The 16485-nt window shown below is 60.8% G+C and carries 15 protein-coding genes; 13 read left to right on the forward strand and 2 right to left on the reverse strand.

The genetic code is table 11. The features are described 5' to 3' along the window. Positions 1-92 precede the first annotated feature (92 nt). Positions 93-1526 carry an extracellular solute-binding protein gene (locus HX899_RS32220; RefSeq protein WP_064647819.1) on the reverse strand — a complete coding sequence of 478 codons (1434 nt, stop codon included), beginning with the start codon at positions 1524-1526 and terminating at the stop codon, positions 93-95. Between the two features lie 297 nt (positions 1527-1823). On the opposite strand from HX899_RS32220, the gene HX899_RS32225 reads away from it, so the two are divergent. The 12 genes from HX899_RS32225 to HX899_RS32280 all read left to right on the forward strand — a co-directional run bounded on the left by HX899_RS32225 (position 1824) and on the right by HX899_RS32280 (position 13710). Beyond that, positions 1824-2708: a sugar phosphate isomerase/epimerase gene (locus HX899_RS32225; RefSeq protein WP_171599710.1), complete on the forward strand. Its 885-nt coding sequence runs from the start codon at positions 1824-1826 to the stop codon at positions 2706-2708. A 62-nt stretch (positions 2709-2770) separates the two neighbouring features. Beyond that, positions 2771-3997: an ROK family transcriptional regulator gene (locus HX899_RS32230; protein WP_181294387.1), complete on the forward strand. Its 1227-nt coding sequence runs from the start codon at positions 2771-2773 to the stop codon at positions 3995-3997. Between the two features lie 30 nt (positions 3998-4027). Further along, positions 4028-5005, forward strand: a complete 978-nt coding sequence (locus HX899_RS32235; protein ID WP_181294388.1) for a sugar kinase — start codon at positions 4028-4030, stop codon at positions 5003-5005. Then, positions 5005-6282, forward strand: a complete 1278-nt coding sequence (locus HX899_RS32240) for a D-tagatose-bisphosphate aldolase, class II, non-catalytic subunit (protein ID WP_171599708.1) — start codon at positions 5005-5007, stop codon at positions 6280-6282. Before HX899_RS32235 ends, HX899_RS32240 begins: the two co-directional genes overlap by 1 nt. 30 nt (positions 6283-6312) lie before the next feature. Continuing rightward, entirely contained in the window at positions 6313-7038 is a 726-nt protein-coding gene (locus tag HX899_RS32245; protein ID WP_181294389.1) for an SDR family oxidoreductase, read from the forward strand. A gap of 11 nt (positions 7039-7049) precedes the next feature. Beyond that, entirely contained in the window at positions 7050-7823 is a 774-nt protein-coding gene (locus tag HX899_RS32250) for an SDR family NAD(P)-dependent oxidoreductase (RefSeq protein ID WP_171599706.1), read from the forward strand. Between the two features lie 136 nt (positions 7824-7959). Continuing rightward, entirely contained in the window at positions 7960-8784 is an 825-nt protein-coding gene (locus tag HX899_RS32255) for a class I fructose-bisphosphate aldolase (RefSeq protein ID WP_180194641.1), read from the forward strand. Positions 8785-8806: 22 nt separating this feature from the next. After that, on the forward strand, positions 8807-9961 hold the full coding sequence (locus HX899_RS32260) for a Gfo/Idh/MocA family protein (protein WP_181294390.1): 1155 nt from the start codon (positions 8807-8809) through the stop codon (positions 9959-9961). Next, positions 9961-10632 carry a D-lyxose/D-mannose family sugar isomerase gene (locus HX899_RS32265; protein WP_180194643.1) on the forward strand — a complete coding sequence of 224 codons (672 nt, stop codon included), beginning with the start codon at positions 9961-9963 and terminating at the stop codon, positions 10630-10632. Before HX899_RS32260 ends, HX899_RS32265 begins: the two co-directional genes overlap by 1 nt. Further along, on the forward strand, positions 10632-11690 hold the full coding sequence (locus HX899_RS32270) for a carbohydrate kinase family protein (protein WP_181294391.1): 1059 nt from the start codon (positions 10632-10634) through the stop codon (positions 11688-11690). Before HX899_RS32265 ends, HX899_RS32270 begins: the two co-directional genes overlap by 1 nt. Positions 11691-11821: 131 nt before the next feature. Then, complete coding sequence (locus HX899_RS32275) at positions 11822-12610, forward strand: L-iditol 2-dehydrogenase (RefSeq protein WP_181294392.1); 789 nt, start codon at positions 11822-11824, stop codon at positions 12608-12610. An 89-nt stretch (positions 12611-12699) separates the two neighbouring features. Next, positions 12700-13710, forward strand: coding sequence for a zinc-dependent alcohol dehydrogenase family protein (locus tag HX899_RS32280; RefSeq protein WP_138388124.1), 1011 nt, complete (start codon positions 12700-12702; stop codon positions 13708-13710). Between the two features lie 15 nt (positions 13711-13725). On the opposite strand, the gene HX899_RS32285 is transcribed toward HX899_RS32280, so the two are convergent. Next, positions 13726-14745, reverse strand: coding sequence for a LacI family DNA-binding transcriptional regulator (locus tag HX899_RS32285; protein ID WP_181294393.1), 1020 nt, complete (start codon positions 14743-14745; stop codon positions 13726-13728). 318 nt (positions 14746-15063) lie between these two features. Here HX899_RS32285 and HX899_RS32290 point away from each other — a divergent pair, with 318 nt between their 5' ends. After that, the gene (locus HX899_RS32290; protein WP_181294394.1) at positions 15064-16482 is read left to right on the forward strand and encodes a rhamnulokinase family protein; all 1419 of its coding nucleotides are present in this window, start codon (positions 15064-15066) and stop codon (positions 16480-16482) included. Positions 16483-16485: the final 3 nt, after the last annotated feature.

The raw sequence follows: 16485 nt of genomic DNA on the forward strand, positions 1-16485 counted from the left end.
ATCCCCCATTGAACGTTATGTGGACGTCCGCTCCATCTGGGAACGGAAGATGACGGGTCGTCGGAACGACCCGTCAAGTTGGGGAGGATGTTTTATTTGCGATAGCCGAGCGAAGTGAGCTCTTCTTCGGCCTTGGCCGCCATCTGGTCGAGGCCTTCATCGGGCCCGATCTTGCCGGTCAGGATGTCGTAGAAGATAGGAGCGGTCGCTTCACGCACCTGCGCATGGAAGGGGTAGGGGGGAGCGCCGGCGAAGAGCTTGCCGTCGTCCTTCAGCATTGTGTAGAAGCCGCCGAGCTTGACGTCCATCTCCTTCACCTTCGGATCGTCGAACGTCGCCGTATTGGTGATGCGCGGTGCGGCGATCGCCCAATCGGGCTGCACTTCGTTCTGACCGATGAATTCGAGGAACAGCAGCGACGCTTCCTTGTTCTTGGACGTGACCGGCACGCCGAAGGCACCGCCATCGTAATAGCCGATATAACCCTTTCCGGCTTTCGCGTCGTCCAGCACGCCCGGCTCGAGCGGCGGCAGAGCGAAACCGACCTGGCCGACCACCTTCGACTGCGCCGGATCACTTGCGATCCACGCGGCGTTCTCACCGTAGATCAGTCCCTGGGCGACACGGCCTGCGGCAAACGTCGTTGCAGTTTCCGTCCAGGTTGACTGCGTCGATTCCGGAGGAGCGATGTCGCGCAGGTGCAGCCAGTACTTCAACGCGGCCTTTGCCTTGTCGCCGTTCATCGCGCCGCCATGTTCGACCGTCGCCGCATAGTTGTTCTTGGCGTCGATGCCCCAATTGTAGACGCCGAAGGTCGGCGCGATGGACTCGAAGAATTCATACCAGGACGCCGGATGGCCTGTATGTGCCTGAGCGGTGGTGCCCCAGAGCTCCATACCGTTGTCCTTGCCGTACTTTGTGAAGAAGTCGGCGATCTCGGTGTATTCCGCGTGTGTGGTCGCCGGCTTCAGGTCTTTGCCGGTTTCCTTCTTGAAGGCTTCCTTGATCTTCGGATCGTCGAAGAGGTCCTTGCGATAGAGATACGCCTTCAGGAAGGCTTCCATCGGAACACCGAAGAGATCGCCGCTCGCGTCCTTGAAGTAGTCGGCAAAGCTGGTGAAGTTGGCGTCGTCGTAGGTCGGCGCCTTGAGATCCGGCTGGTCTTTCAGCGTCTTCGTGATGTCGACGAGGAAATTCCTGGCGAGATAGGAGTAAATGATGTCCTGCTCGATGTAGACCATGTCATAGATGCCGGTCTTGGCTTCCATGTCCTTGATGGCCTTGTCGTACATCTGATCCCAGGACGTCGTCTCGATGTCGACCTTGATGCCGGTCTTCTTTTCGAATTCCGGAGCCAGCACGTTCCTGATGTAGTTCGATGGCGGGGTGCTTTCGGTGACGCCATGCAGTGTCACGCCCTTGAATTTGGCGCCGGCGTCGGACCAGAAGTCAGCCCAGGCCGGCGACGCGGTAGTGGCGAGGCTGAGCGTCAGCGCAAGCGCGCTAGCCTTCAAAGCATAATTCATTTTCAATCCTCCCAAAGTGCAGCGAGATCATTTCGCCGGCCTTTTGTGTAGGCCAAAAAAACCACCGACGCAACATTTGTTGTCTAAACATGCAAATCGTGGATCTATCCCTTTGATTTTTGCAGAAACTAATTTCCGTTGAAGGACGGAATGCGGTGTCCGAAGACTTAAAATATTGCGTTGCAAGGTAATTTTGCAAAGCAGCAAAAGATTTTAAGCCAAAATTATTTGTTGTCTTGCCAAACTAAATGGCATAGCACTGTGCGCAACCAAAGGCATTTCTTGGAGGAAAAGGCTATGCGTCGATTGGGTATCCATTCATTTGTATGGACAGGCGGCCAAACGCAGGAAGGGCTGGAAATGGCCCTCAACAAGACGGCCGAACACGGATATCGCACCATCGAATTTGCCTATCTGCGCCCCGAGAAATTCAATCTCGATCGACTGGCAAAACTTGCGCAGTCGCTTGACGTGGAGATTGGCGTGACGATGGGTCTGCCGCTCGACAAGGACGTATCGAGCGAGGATACCTCTGCGGTGTCCGCCGGCAAGCAGACGCTGGCCGACGCCGTTCGGGCGGTCCGTGATATCGGCGGCAACAAGCTGGGCGGGATTCTCTATTCCGCGCATACCAAGTACAATCGCCAGCCGACGAAGAAGGGCTGGGACAACAGCGTCGCCGCGATCGCCGCGACCGCCGAAGTCGCCAGACAAGCGAACGTCGACCTCGTCCTGGAGGTTGTCAACCGGTTCGAGACCAACCTGCTGAATACGGCGGCGCAGGGGCTGAAGTTCATCGCCGAGACGGGATCGGAGCATGTCCGTCTCCACCTCGACACATTCCACATGAATATCGAGGAAGCCAATCCGGCCGCGGCGATCCGCCTGGCCGGCGACAAGATCGGTTACTTCCACATCGGCGAGAGCAATCGCGGCTATCTCGGCGACGGTGTCATCAACTTCGATCTGATCTTCGACGCTCTGCTCGACATCGACTATAAGCGCGACGTCGTGTTCGAAAGCTTCTCGACGACGGTCGTGGACGAAGGCCTGTCGCTCGCCTGTGCGATCTGGCGCGACACCTGGGAGGATAATGATCCGCTTGCGGCGCACGCGAAGCGCTACATCGAGCTGAAATATGACGAGGCCAAGCGCCGCCGCGCCACAAACGCGCGGCCCTGATTATCCCTCTGACAGCCTGTTCCAGTCGTGTAAGGGTTGGGCCGACTGAAGGGAATTGAAATATGAACGACACCGTCTCCATCGGAAGCTCGCCGCGCAGGATCCGGCAGAACAATATCGTCGCCGCCTTGCAGACGATCTATGCCCACCGAAGCCTCAGCCGGGCGGATCTCGCCCGGAAACTCGGGATGAATCGCTCATCCTCGGGAGAGATCGTCGCCGAATTGACGGAAGGCGGGTTCGTTCAGGAGTCGGACGAGAGCGGCAAGCAGCGCCTGGAGCATTCCCGTGCCGGTCGTCCGGGCATCATGCTCGAACTGGTTCCCGATGCCGCATTCTTCGTCGGGATCGAGATTGGCGTCGAGCATATATCGGCTGCAGTTGTCGATCTCTCCGCCGAAGTCCGGGCATGTCGGAAGATGGCGTTCGACACGCCGTCTTCGACGGTGGAGGAGGCCGTGGCGCAGGGCGTCGAGTTGATCGTCGGCGCAATGGCGAAGAGGATGATCGGACGGTGCAAGGGTCTCGGCATATCGGCGCCGGCCCACATCCGGCCGGACGGAATTGTCACCCTCGCACCCATCATCGGCTGGCGAGAGGTGTCGTTGAAGGAGATTGGGCGATCTGCCTTCCTGGCCGCCGTCCCGGCCGCTGTCCCGATCGCGGTTGAAAACGACGCCAACGCGTTTGCGATCGGCGACAGCTACCGTCACGGCGTCTCAGGCGTGACCCTGTTCCTGCTCATGGAAACCGGCGTCGGCGGCGGCATCATGATCGATGGCAAGCTGTTCCGGGGCGGCCACGGCCTGGCGGGAGAAATCGGCCACACCCTGGTGCCGGGAAGCGGCGGTCAGAAGTTTGAGCAACTGATCGGTCGCGAAGTGCTGATCAGGCAGTATCGCGAGGCTATTGGACGTAAGCACGTCGATCTGCAGGAGTTCCTTGGCGACGTTCATGACCGTGTCCCGGCCGCGGTCAATATCGCCGAAACCTGGTCGCGCCATCTCGCTTACGCATTGCTGCAGGCCTGTCGTCTGCTCGACCCCGACAGGATCGTGCTGGGTGGCTCCGTGGCATCCCTCTACCCGATGGTGGCCGCCCGCGTGGCGGTCCACATGTCGGAGGGCCAGAATATACCTTTCCCCATGCCGGAGATTGTCGTGGACGATGATGCGGAGTTCGGCTCCGCCTTCGGAGCGGCATGCATGTTGCACCAGCGCTTTCTGTCCCTGGAGAGCGAGGAGTTCGGCAGCGAGGATGGTGCGCCGGTCCAGTCGGCGACGAGTTGACGACAAGAACTATCGAAAGCGGGATTGCAAATGACCTCAGTACTGGCTCCGGACCAGCTTGGTCCCACGGTTTGCGTAGGGGAGATCCTCGTCGAGATCGTCGCCACGACGGTCGGAGACGGGTTTCTCAGAGCCCAGCCGCTTGTCGGTCCGTTCGCGAGCGGGGCGCCGGCGATCTTCATCTCGCAGTGCGGCCGCCTCGGCGGAAAGGCCGCAATGGTCGGCGCCGTCGGCGATGACGATTTCGGTCGTGTCAATACCGATCGCCTCAAACACGACGGCGTCGATGTTTCGACGATCTCGATCGATCCGGACTATCCCACGGGAAGCGCCTTTGTCCGCTACCGCAAGGATGGCTCCCGGGATTTCGTCTACAACATCGCCACATCAGCAGCTGCGCGCTTCGGCTGGTCTCAAGCGGTCGGCGATCTCATCAATCGCAGCGGGCATCTTCACGTGATGGGTTCCGCTCTGTCGGTCCCTAGTGCGCGCGAAGTGATCGACAAGGCCGTCGACATCGTCAAGGCGCGCGGGGGAACGCTCTCGGTGGATCCGAACATTCGCAAGGAATTGAAGCTGAACGAGGACACCGAGCGCCGCTTTTCCAAGCTTGTCGCTGCCGCCGATCTGCTTCTGCCGTCCGGAGAGGAGCTTGAGCGTGCCGCCGGCGTCGAAGGCGAGGCAGAAGCGATCCGCCGCTTGTTCGAGGTGGGCGTCAAGGAGATCGTGCTGAAGCGCGGAGCCGACGGCGCGACCTATTTCGGCAGGCAAGGAGACCGCATCGACGCCCCGGCATTTGTCGTTCAGGAGGTCGACCCTACGGGCGCCGGCGACTGCTTCGGCGGTGCCTATCTCACCTGCCGACGGCTCGGAATGTCTCCGCAGCAGGCTCTGACCTACGGCTCGGCCGCCGGCGCCCGCAACGTGACGGTCCTCGGACCGATGGAAGGTGCCGGCACTCAGCAAGAACTCGATGCGTTCATCGCTTCAACGGAAAGGCGACCGTGATGCAGGTGCATCTCAACGAACTGGCCAGGCTGAGGATCGAAGGCCATCCGAGAGGCGTGACCTCCGTATGCTCCGCCCATCCGATCGTGCTTCGGGCAGCACTCCGACACGGGAAGCAACACGAGAGCACCGTCCTGATCGAAGCCACCTGCAACCAGGTCAATCACCTCGGCGGCTACACAGGAATGACGCCAAGCGACTTCGCGTCTCTCGTGATGAAGATCGCGGCGGAGGAGGGGTGCCCCGAAAAACTCATCCTTCTCGGCGGCGATCATCTCGGCCCCAATCCGTGGCGTGACCGCCCGGCCGAAGAGGCCATGGCCGAGGCCGAGAAGATGGTTGCCGCTTATGTCGATGCCGGGTTTCGCAAGATTCACCTCGATGCCTCGATGGGCTGCAAGGGCGAGCCGGTGGCGCTCGACGACGAAACCACGGCCCATCGTGCCGCCCGGCTTGCGGCGGTCGCCGAGGCGTCGGCGAAGAAGAGCGGCGGCGCAATGCCGGTTTACGTCATCGGCACCGAAGTGCCGCCGCCAGGCGGGGCCGACCATGCCCTGACAACCATCGAACCGACGGCTGCCGCAGCGGCGCTGAAGACGATCGAAGTCCACCGCGGGGTCTTTGCGGAGGCAGGCCTGGCGGAGGCGTTCGGACGCGCCATCGGCCTGGTCGTTCAGCCGGGTGTCGAGTTCGGCAATCAGAATGTCATCCTTTATGACCGCAGCAAGATAGACCCGCTGAAATCGGTGCTCACCGACGAGCCGCAATTCGTGTTCGAAGCTCACTCGACGGATTATCAGGGGACACTGCCGTTGACCGCGCTGGTGGAAGATGGGTTTCCGATTCTGAAGGTCGGTCCCGAGCTGACCTTCGTCCTGCGCGAGGCGCTCTACGCGCTGGATGCCATCGCTTCGGACCTCTTGCCCGATTACGGCCAGCGTCCGCTCTATGCCGCGATGGAAGCGTTGATGCTCGATCAGCCCGGCAACTGGAGCCGCCACTACCACGGCACAAACGCCGAGATGCGCTGGCTGCGGCATTACTCGCTGTCTGACCGCATTCGCTATTATTGGGCGTCGGCTGAAGTCCAAGATCCCGTCCGGCAGCTGTGCGAGGCGCTTCGAGGGCAAATCGTACCGCTGCCCTTGTTTTGGCAGCACATGCCGGCCGCACAGGAATTCGCAGATGCGCCGCTCGATCCGGAACAGGTTTTGATCTGGAGAGTGACAAAGAGTCTCTCGGACTATCACGCCGCCTGCGGCGTCGGGAATAATTAGCAATCAGAATCAAGACAGGAGGAAAAATCGATGACGGAATTGAATGGGAAGATCGCGGCGGTTACTGGCGCAGCATCCGGAATAGGACTCGCTTCGACGGAGGCAATGCTCGCCGCTGGCGCGACGGTCGTGCTGGTGGATCGCGATGAGAAGGCCCTTGAGACGGTTTGTGCCCGGCTTGGCGAGCGCGCTATTCCGCTCAAGATCAACTTGCTGGATCCGGGCGAGTGTGCGGGATTGCTCGAGGGCATCCTGTCGAAGACGGGCAAGCTCGATATCCTGCATGCCAATGCAGGCACCTATATCGGCGGCGACCTGATGGAAACCGACCTCGATACCATCGATCGGATGCTCAATCTCAATGTCAACGTCGTCATCAAGAACGTTCGAAGCGTCATTCCGCACATGATCGAACGTGGCACTGGCGACATTGTCGTCACCAGCTCCGTTGCTGGACACTCGGCGATTCCATGGGAACCGGTCTATTCGTCATCGAAATGGGCGATGTCGTGCTTCGTCCAGACGATGCGACGCCAGCTTCTGAAAAGTGGCATTCGTGTGGGGTCGGTTTCTCCAGGCCCGGTGATCAGCGCTTTGCTTGCGGATTGGCCGGAGGAAAACCTTCGCAAGGCCAAGGAGGCCGGAGCCTTGATTGAGCCGAAGGAAGTCGCTGACGCGATCATCTTCATGCTGACCCGGCCGCGCAACGTCACCATCCGCGATATCGTCGTGCTTCCAAGCGCCTTTGACATTTGAGGAGACGTGACATGAGCTACCAGCAGAAATTTCGCCTCGACGGCGAACGGGCGGTGGTCACAGGCGGAGGGCGTGCGATCGGGCTCTGCTGCACCGAGGCGCTGGCGGAGGCGGGCGCCGCCGTCGTCGTCATCGAACGCAGCGAGGCCGACGCTGAGCAAGCGCTTGCGCTGCGCGACAGAGGCTACGACGTCGAAGTCCGGGTCGGCGACGTCACCGACGCGGCCCGAATGGACGCGATCGCGGCTGAGCTCGCCGACGGCGGGCGACCGGCGACGATCCTCGTGAACAACGCCGGAATTGGCCAGAGCGGCGTTCCGGCGCAGGATCTCACCGACGCGGATTGGCTGCGCATGATGGACGTCAATCTCAATGGCGTCTTCTGGTGCTCGCGCGCCTTCGGTCGTCCGATGATTTCGATGAAACGCGGCGCCATCGTGAACCTCGGCTCGATGTCTGGGCACATCTGCAACCGGCCTCAGCCTCAGACGGCCTATAACGTCTCCAAGGCGGCCGTCCATCACCTCACGCGCTCTTTGGCAGCCGAGTGGGCGCACCACGGCATCAGGGTAAATGCCGTCGCGCCCACCTATATCGAGACACCGATGGTGGTGGCCGTCGAAGCCAATCGCGAGCGTATCCCGCTCTGGCTCGCCGACACGCCGATGGGAAGAATGGGAACGCCGGAGGAGGTTGCCAGCGCCGTCCTCTTCCTCGCATCGGGCGCCGCCAGCCTGATGACCGGGGCGATCGTCAACGTCGATGCAGGTTTTACCTGCTGGTAGTCCTTCCTGGACGAGGTGCGAGCAGCGCCTCGTCCACACCTGGAAACCGGTATGGAAACGTTACCACATTATCTTGACTCGCATTCCTGCTGCGTTTATCCAGGTGTGGAAACGTTGCCATATTGGGAGGAAGCTGATGAAATCCGCGCGGTTGAACCGACTTTTCGGCGTGTCTGGAAACTGTTTTGACGTTGCTATCGATCACGGCATGTTCAATGAACGCACCTTCCTTTCCGGCATCGAGAACATGAAGACGGCCATCGAGGTGATCGCGAACGCGGCGCCGGATGCCATTCAGCTGCCGCCGGGGACGGCACCCCTTCTGCAGGCTATTCCCGGCAAGCATCGTCCGGCACTGGTGCTGCGCACCGACATCGCCAACATCTATGGCAATCCCCTTCCGTCTCAGCTGTTTTCCGAAATGATCGACAGGGCGGTGGAACAGGGCGTCGCGTTGGATGCTGCCTGTGTCGTCGTCAATCTCTTGATGCTGCCGGACCAGCCGGAAGTCTACCGCGCCTGCGTGCGCAATGTGAACAGCCTGAAGCGCGAATGCGAGATCTACGGCATGCCGCTGATGGTCGAGCCGCTTGTCATGCAGGACAATTCCAAGGGCGCCTACATGGTCGATGGCACGATCGACAAGATCCTGCCGCTGGTGCGCCAGGCGGCCGAACTCGGCGCCGATATCATCAAGGCCGACCCGTGCGACAATGTCGAGGAATATCATCGCGTGGTCGAGATCGCCCAAGGTCTGCCGGTGCTGGTGCGCGGCGGCGGCCGCGTTTCGGATCAGGAAATCCTGATCCGCACCAAGCAGTTGATGGAGCAGGGCGCCCGTGGCATCGTCTATGGCCGCAACGTCATCCAGCATCACAATCCCGGCGGCATGACGCGGGCCTTGATGGCAATCGTCCATGACAAGGCTTCCGTCGAGCAAGCCTCGCTGCATATTGGCTGACGCGCGTCTGGGAGGAGATGTCATGACGAAAATATTCCGCTTCGGCGTCATCGGCTGCGGTCTGATGGGGCGCGAGTTCGCGAGCGCTGCGGCGCGCTGGCTGCATCTGGCCGATGTGAAGGCGCGACCGGAAATCGTCGCCGTCTGTGATACCAACGCGACGCTGCTCGACTGGTTCAGGGATCATGTGCCGACTGTTCGCCAGTTCACCGCCGACTATAAGGAGCTTCTGGCCAATCCCGAGGTCGATGCAGTCTATTGCGCAGTCCCGCATGTGCTGCACCAGCAATTCCACATCGACATCCTGAAGGCCGGAAAACATCTTCTCGGCGAAAAGCCCTTCGGCATGGACGCCGCGCAGAACCGGGAAATCATGGCGGTTCTTGCCGAGCATCCCGAACTCTTGGTCCGCTGCTCCTCGGAAATGCCTTTCTTCCCCGGCGCACAAAAGGTCATCGCGCTCGCAAAAAGCGGCGAGATGGGGGAAATCCTCGAAGTCGAGGCGGGTTTCTTGCACTCTTCGGATATCGACCGGCAGAAGCCGATCAACTGGAAGCGCATGGCCGACATCAATGGCGACTATGGCTGCATGGGCGATCTCGGCATGCATGTGCTGCACGTGCCGCTGCGTCTCGGCTGGCGCCCGACCACCCTGCATGCGCAATTGGTCAAGAAGGTCACCGAACGTCCTGACGGCAAGGGCGGCATGCTGCCCTGCACCACCTGGGACAATGCCACGATCAGCAGCCGTGTGCGCACCGGCGATCAGGATTTCCCGATGGTGCTGAAAACCTGGCGTATCGCGCCCGGCGAATCCAACACCTGGTACATCAGGGTTCTCGGCATGAAGAAAAGCGCATTCTTCAGCACGAAGTCGCCGCGCCAGTGGCAATGGATGGACTATAATGGCGGTGCGCAAGCCTGGAGCACCGAGGATCTCGGCTATGGCTCGCTGTTTCCAGCCATTACAGGCAAGATCTTCGAATTCGGTTTTGCCGACGCCATACAGCAGATGTGGGCGGCCTTCGTCGATGAGCTTGCCGGCGGCAACGCCAACGGTTTCGGCTGCGCGACGCCGGCGGAAGCGCAGGCGCATCATGCGGTCCTGACGGCAGCCCTCAAATCCGGCCGCGAGGACGTCGTGGTACCGGTCGCGTATGACGGGGCATCCGTCTGATGCAGCGCTCTGTGATCAACGCCGCCTTGCTGCGGGCAACCGAGACCCTCGAGCGCTGGCACTGGTCCCTGCCGGCATGGGGATATTGGACGGCGGCGGATTTTGCCACTCATCCCGAGGCTTCAGCCTATTTGCGCGCCCATCAGCTGGGTTGGGATGTCACTGATTTCGGCTCGGACCGGTTCGCCGAATGCGGCCTCGTGCTGTTCTGCCTGCGCAATGGCATCGTTGATATCGAGGGTGAGCGGACCTATGCCGAAAAGCTGCTCTTCGTCGAGGAAGGGCAGCTCACGCCGACGCACCGTCATGCGGCGAAGATGGAAGACATCATCAATCGCGCCGGTGGCGATCTCGTCATCGAATTCGCAGCAACCGATGCCGATGGCAATGTTCTGACGGAGGATGTGACGGTTCCGGTAGACGGGCTGCCGCGCCGGCTTGCCGCATGGGAGCCGCTGGTTCTCCAGCCTGGCCAGAGCGTGACGATCCGCACCGGGCTTTATCACCGCTTCTACGGCAGGAAAGGCGGCGGACCTGTCCTTGTCGGCGAGGTCAGCCAGGTCAACGACGACAACAGCGATAATTTCTTTCTGGAGCCGATCGGGCGCTTTGCCGCGATCGAGGAAGACGAGCCGCCGCTGAGACCCTTGTGGAACGAAGGAGCCAGCTGATGCGAGCCGGGGAGGAGGTTCACGATCGCGACAGTCGAAAGCAGGGCGGCATCGTCTGCGTGGGAAACTTCATTGTCGATCGCGTCCACACCCTGTCCTATTGGCCCGAACAGGGCAATCTCGCCCATATCCTGCACCAGGATCTGGGCGTGGGCGGCGGGGCGGCCAATGTCGTCACCGATCTGGCCTCGCTCGGATTTCCCGGAAAGCTGGCGGCGGCGGGATGCATCGGCGCCGATCAGGACGGAGAGATCGTCAAGGCCCGCCTTGCACCTGCCGGCGTCGATGTCGGTGGGCTGACGGCGCTTTCCGACCGCGTCACGGCGCATACGCATGTCATGAATGTGCCCGGCCAGAACCGGACCTTCTTCTATCATGGCGGCGCCAACGATGCCGTCACGGATGAGCTTGTCTCACCCGCAACCTTCGTCAAGGCCGGCTATCGGCTGTTCTATCTGGGTTATCTCATGCTGTTGCCGGGTCTCGACGGCATCGGCCCCGACGGCCGTTCGGGAGCATCGCGCCTGCTGGAGGCCGCGCGTCGCGCCGGGCTTACGACCTGCGTGGATTTCGTCTCGAGCGAAGACCCGGAATTTGCGGCCAAGGTCGGTGTGGCTCTGCCCTTCTGCGATTATCTGATCATCAACGAGATGGAAGCGGGGCGGGCAACCGACGTTGCCGTTCGCGATGCGAAGGGAGATTTGATCGAGGCGGGGCTTTTGGAAGCGGGCGAGCGCCTGCTTGCGGCTGGTGTCGCCAAGGGAGCGATCATCCATGCGCCGGAAACCTGCTTCTGGTTCGCGCCTGGCGCTTCCCCGATCATCACGCGTTCACGACCTGTCGATCCCGACGACATCGTCAGTACCGTCGGCGCAGGAGACGCTTTCTGCGCCGCCGTGCTCTACGGCCTGCATGAAAACTGGCCTGTCGAGCATATCTGCGCCGTCGCCCATGCCGCAGCTGCGCGTTGCCTCAAGGGGGCGACAGCCACCGATGGCATCCCCGACATGTCTGTCCTTCTTCGCGAGGCGCAGGAGACGAACCCGGAAACCGCTTAGCCCATTGGCGTCGCCCCAGGAGGGCGACTCCGATTATCGTTATAAAGGGGAGGAGCAAACATGAAGCTATTCATTATGGCAGCCGCGCACGGCACCTTTGCCGATTTAGGCGCGACCGCGGAGGCAGTGCGATGATATATGCGGAAACGGCGCGGCTCTCCGGCAAGGTGGCATTGGTCACAGGAGGAGCGAGCGGCATCGGCAAGGCGGTATGCGAACGTTTCGCCGCCGAAGGCGCGAGGGTTGTCGTGGCGGACCTTGACGGTGAACGATGCGCACGGGTGGCGGAAGCGATCGGCCCTGGTGCCTGGGGTGTGGCGCTTGATGTGACCAGCCAGGACAGCATCGAAGAAGCTGTCCGCTTCACTATATCAACCGCCGGCAAGATCGACATCCTAGTCAACGCCGCAGGCATTTACGACGTCGAGTCGATTCTGGAAATATCCCGGGAACGGACCGCGAGGGTATTTCAGGTCAATATCGAAGGCCTGATCTTCATGACGCAGGCCGTTGCCCGCCACATGGTGGAAAGAGGGGAAGGTGGACGCATCATCAACTTCTCGTCCCAGGCTGGGCGCCGGGGCGAAGGACCGGCAGTGGCTTACTGCGCTTCCAAGGCGGCCGTCATCAGCATTACGCAAAGCTGCGCTCTGGAGCTGATCCGTTACGGCATCAACGTCAACGCCATCGCTCCCGGCGTCGTCGATACACCGATGTGGGACGTCGTTGATGCAAAACTCGGCAGCCGCGAAGGCTTGAAACCCGGCGACGTCAAGCGCCGCGTGGCCGCCGCCGTCCCCGCCGGACGATTTGGCGCGCCCCAAGAACAAGCGGCCATGGCAGCCTTCCTGGCCGGCCCCGATGCAGCATACATCGTGGCGCAGTGCTACAATGTCGATGGCGGCAATGTCATGAGCTGAGCGCTTGAGCCGCGTCGCGGGCGCATCATCCAGCAAGGCGGCTTCATCAGCACGAATAGGCAATCGAACTTGAGGTCGGGAGGAGTGAAATGAGGGCTGTACGCTTGGAGTCGATCGGGTCTTTGACCATGCGCAGCGTTGAGAAACCGGTTGCCGGGCCAGGCGAGCTGCTTGTCCGGATTGCAGTGGCCGGCATCTGTGGTTCCGATCGCCACATGTACAAGGGCGAGTATCCGACGGCGATCCCCGTGACGCTGGGCCACGAATTCTGCGGCATAGTCGAAGCGATCGGCGATACCGTTACCCGCTTTACCGGCGGTGAGCTTGTGACGGTCGACCCCAATATCGCCTGCGGCATCTGTCGGGCTTGCACGCAGGCGCGGCCGAACTTATGCGAGAGCTTGACCGCCATCGGCGTGACACGGGATGGCGGCTTTGCGGAATATGTGGCGGTGCCACACGCGCAGGCCTTCATCCTGCCGGCCGACCTCGATCCCGTTCACGGCGCCTTCAGTGAACCGCTGGCCTGTTGTATCCACGCGATCGACAAGGCAAGGATCCGTCCGGGCGACAGCGTCGCGATCCTCGGCGGGGGCGTGATCGGTCTGCTCATGGTGCAACTGGCCCGCCTGGCTGGGGCAGCTGAGATCATTTTGATTACGCGGCAGCAATCGAGACGCCAAACCGCTCTGAGCCTGGGGGCGACGCACGCCTTCGACCCGGTTTCTTCAGACACAATCGCTTCCGTTCGAGAACTTACCAAAGGCGGCGCCGACGTGGTCATCGAATGCGCCGGCGTCAGCGAGACGCTTCAAACCGGTCTGAAAATGGCGCGGCGCGGTGGTGCCTTCGTGCTTTTCGGGGTGACGCCGGCGGGTGTCGAGGTGCCGGTTCTGCCCTTCGATCTGCTCGTAAACGAAGTCGATATCAGGCCGGCCTACCTCAACCCCTTCACCCATTCGCGCGCTGCGGCAATGGTCGCGAGCGGGGCGTTGGAACTGGACGCATTGGTCACCAAAACCATCGGTCTCGAGGAGGTCGCCGACGTGGTGGGCAACGCGCCATTGCCAGGCGAGATCAAGGTCATCGTCCGGCCCTAGCATCGGGGTCACATCTCAGTTGCGGACGCGACCGGTGGAATCGCGCTCGATCAGCGTGACCGGCACTTTTACGATCGCGCCCTGTCGAGATTCGTCTCCCGTTTGGTGCTCGTCGATCAGCGCTTCCAGCAGCCGTGCTGCCTGTCGCCCGACATCGCGGATCGGCTGTGCGACCGTTGTCAGCCGTGGAAAGACGTAGGCTGCCTCGGGCAGATCGTCGAAGCCCACGACCGAATAGTCGCCCGGAACGGAAAATCCGCGATCCTGGACGGCATGGATTGCGGCAATCGCCGAAACATCGGTCGTGCCGATGATTGCGGTGACCTCAGGTCGAGACGCCAGCAGCTCGCGCGCCAGCCGGTAGGTCTCTGCAAAGCTGTGCTCTTCTGCCATCGCCACGATGGCGGGTGCGATCCCATCTTTCGCCATCTCGGCCGTGATGCCTTGCAGGCGAAGCTGGATAGGCTGGCTGTGTGCCGGCGCGCCGACGATGGCGATCGCCCGGTGGCCGAGGTCGATCAGATGGCGCGCCATCAGCCGTCCGCCTTCCTCGTGATCGGCCATGACAGCGTCGTCGGCGATGCCGCTCAACTCGCGGTCAATGGCGATGATTGGAATGTGAGCGTCACGCAGCACTCCGAAATGCTCGGTGCTGCCGAAGGCGCTCGCCACGATGACGCCGTCGACGCGCTGGGCGAGCAGCATGGAGATGTAGCGCACCTCATGGTCCATATTTTCCGCCGTGCTGCAGATCAGCGTCTGATAGCCCTGCTGAAACAGTTCCTGTTCGATGGCATGGGCCAGGATGCCGAAGAAAGGCACTTCAATCGACGGCAGCATCAGTCCGATCATCCGGCTTGGGGCGCCGCGCAGCATACGGGCACCCTTGCTGGGCGTGTAGTTCAGTGTGCGGATTGCCGCCTCGACACGGTCCCTGAGCTCATGCGAGGCGTAACCGCTGTTGTTGAGCACGCGCGAGACCGAAGAGACTGACGTTCCTGCAAGTTTAGCGATATGTCTGATGCTGGTCGTCACGTGCTCGCATTTCTTTCTCTATAGCGCCGCGCGTTTTTTCGGACGCGCATAGGAGGCTAGCACAGGAGCGGTCGAACATTCATCAGACGGACTGCTGAAGTTCACTTCCATTTGTCAGTCCACTAGATCACTCGCGGAACGCCGCATCAAGCGCGCCGCTGTTCGAAGACTTTTCTGTCGCTTCGAAACCGCAAACCGGGGCGCTATACAAGTCAAAAATAAAATCACATAAAGTCACATTTATAAAGATTGGTTTGTGTTTGCGGTCTGATACTGTCGCTTTGGCGGGCGTCCGAGCCATTTATTGAGAGAAGCAAAATGATCAATTGCCTCGTAGTTGATTTGGGCGCTGGCAGCGGGCGGGCGATGCTGGGCCGTTTCGACGGACAAAAGATCGATCTTTCGGAGGTTCACCGGTTCTCCGGGATAGAGATGCGCCTCGATGATGGACCTCACTGGGACCTCAATCGTTTGCTTGAGGAAATCAAGAAAGGCTTGCAGCTGGCACTCGAGCGTTGCGCGAAGATCGATTCCATCGGCGTGGATAGTTGGGGGGTAGATTATGCTCTCGTTGACGCCTCTGGAAAGCTGCAAGCTGCGCCTCACCACTACCGGCATCCCCGTTCCCAGCGAGGCTATGACGCCTTTCCCATGACACCCGGTGAAATGTTCGAACGGACCGGTTCGCAGGTTCTCCCAATCAACACGGTCTATCAGCTTTTCAGCGCAGGCAGGGAAGATCCATCGGTGAACGCCACCAGCCAGCGCGTGCTGATGATCGCCGATGCCGTCAATTATTACCTGACAGGGGAAGTCGGCGGCGACCTTACGCTTGCGCGCACCTCCGGCCTTCTCTCGTTGGACGGAAAATGGGATCGTTCCATCTGCAGCAGCGCCGGCATCCCCCTCGGCCTGCTTCCACCGTTAAAGCAGCCAGGCACGGTCCTTGGCCGGCTTCGGGAAGAGCTCCAATTGGAACTTCAACTACACAACCGAATTCCCGTGATCTCTGTCGCGGCCCACGACACTGCAAGCGCAGTATGCGGACTTCCACTACGTACGCAGGAAGCATTCCTGATCTGTGGTTCATGGTCAATCATCGGCCGCGAGGTGCGTCAGGCGATCACTTCGGAGGACGCCCGGTTAAGCGGTTTCGGGAACGAAGGTGGCATTGAAGGTCGTCAGCTTTTCTTACGAAGTTTGAATGGGTTACATCTGCTGCAAAAGCTTCGTGCGCACTGGTCGGAGCGCGTCGGGCAGGAGATCAGCTTCGCTGAAATGTCAGACCTTGCGACGATTGCCTCCGCACGTGGGATGTCAGCCTCGATCAATCCGTCGGATCCAGTTTTCTTCGATCCGCCCGACATTGTGGCCGCTTTGACGCGCACCTGCCCCGAACTCGCTGGATGCACCAATGACGACCTCGGCACTCTCGCACTTGCCGTTTACCGCGGGTTGATTGAAGACGTTGCAGAAAGTCTTTTGGCGCTCGAACGGCAGACGAACGAGCCTGTGGCCCGCCTTCGGATCTGTGGTGGCGGGGGCCAGGACGCTCTTTTGTGCCAAATGATAGCAAACCGCACCAGCCGCATTGTCACCGTCGGACCAATCGAAGCAAGTGCTTGGGGAAATATCGCAATGCAGCTGATTGGCCTTGGTTTGATCGAAAACCTTGCAGCGGCTCGCATCGTGATTGAAAAGTCGGCCGATATCCTGAATTACTATCCTCAGAAATAACAA

It is taken from the genome of Rhizobium sp. WYCCWR 11146, assembly GCF_013591995.1.
GTDB lineage: Bacteria > Pseudomonadota > Alphaproteobacteria > Rhizobiales > Rhizobiaceae > Rhizobium > Rhizobium indicum.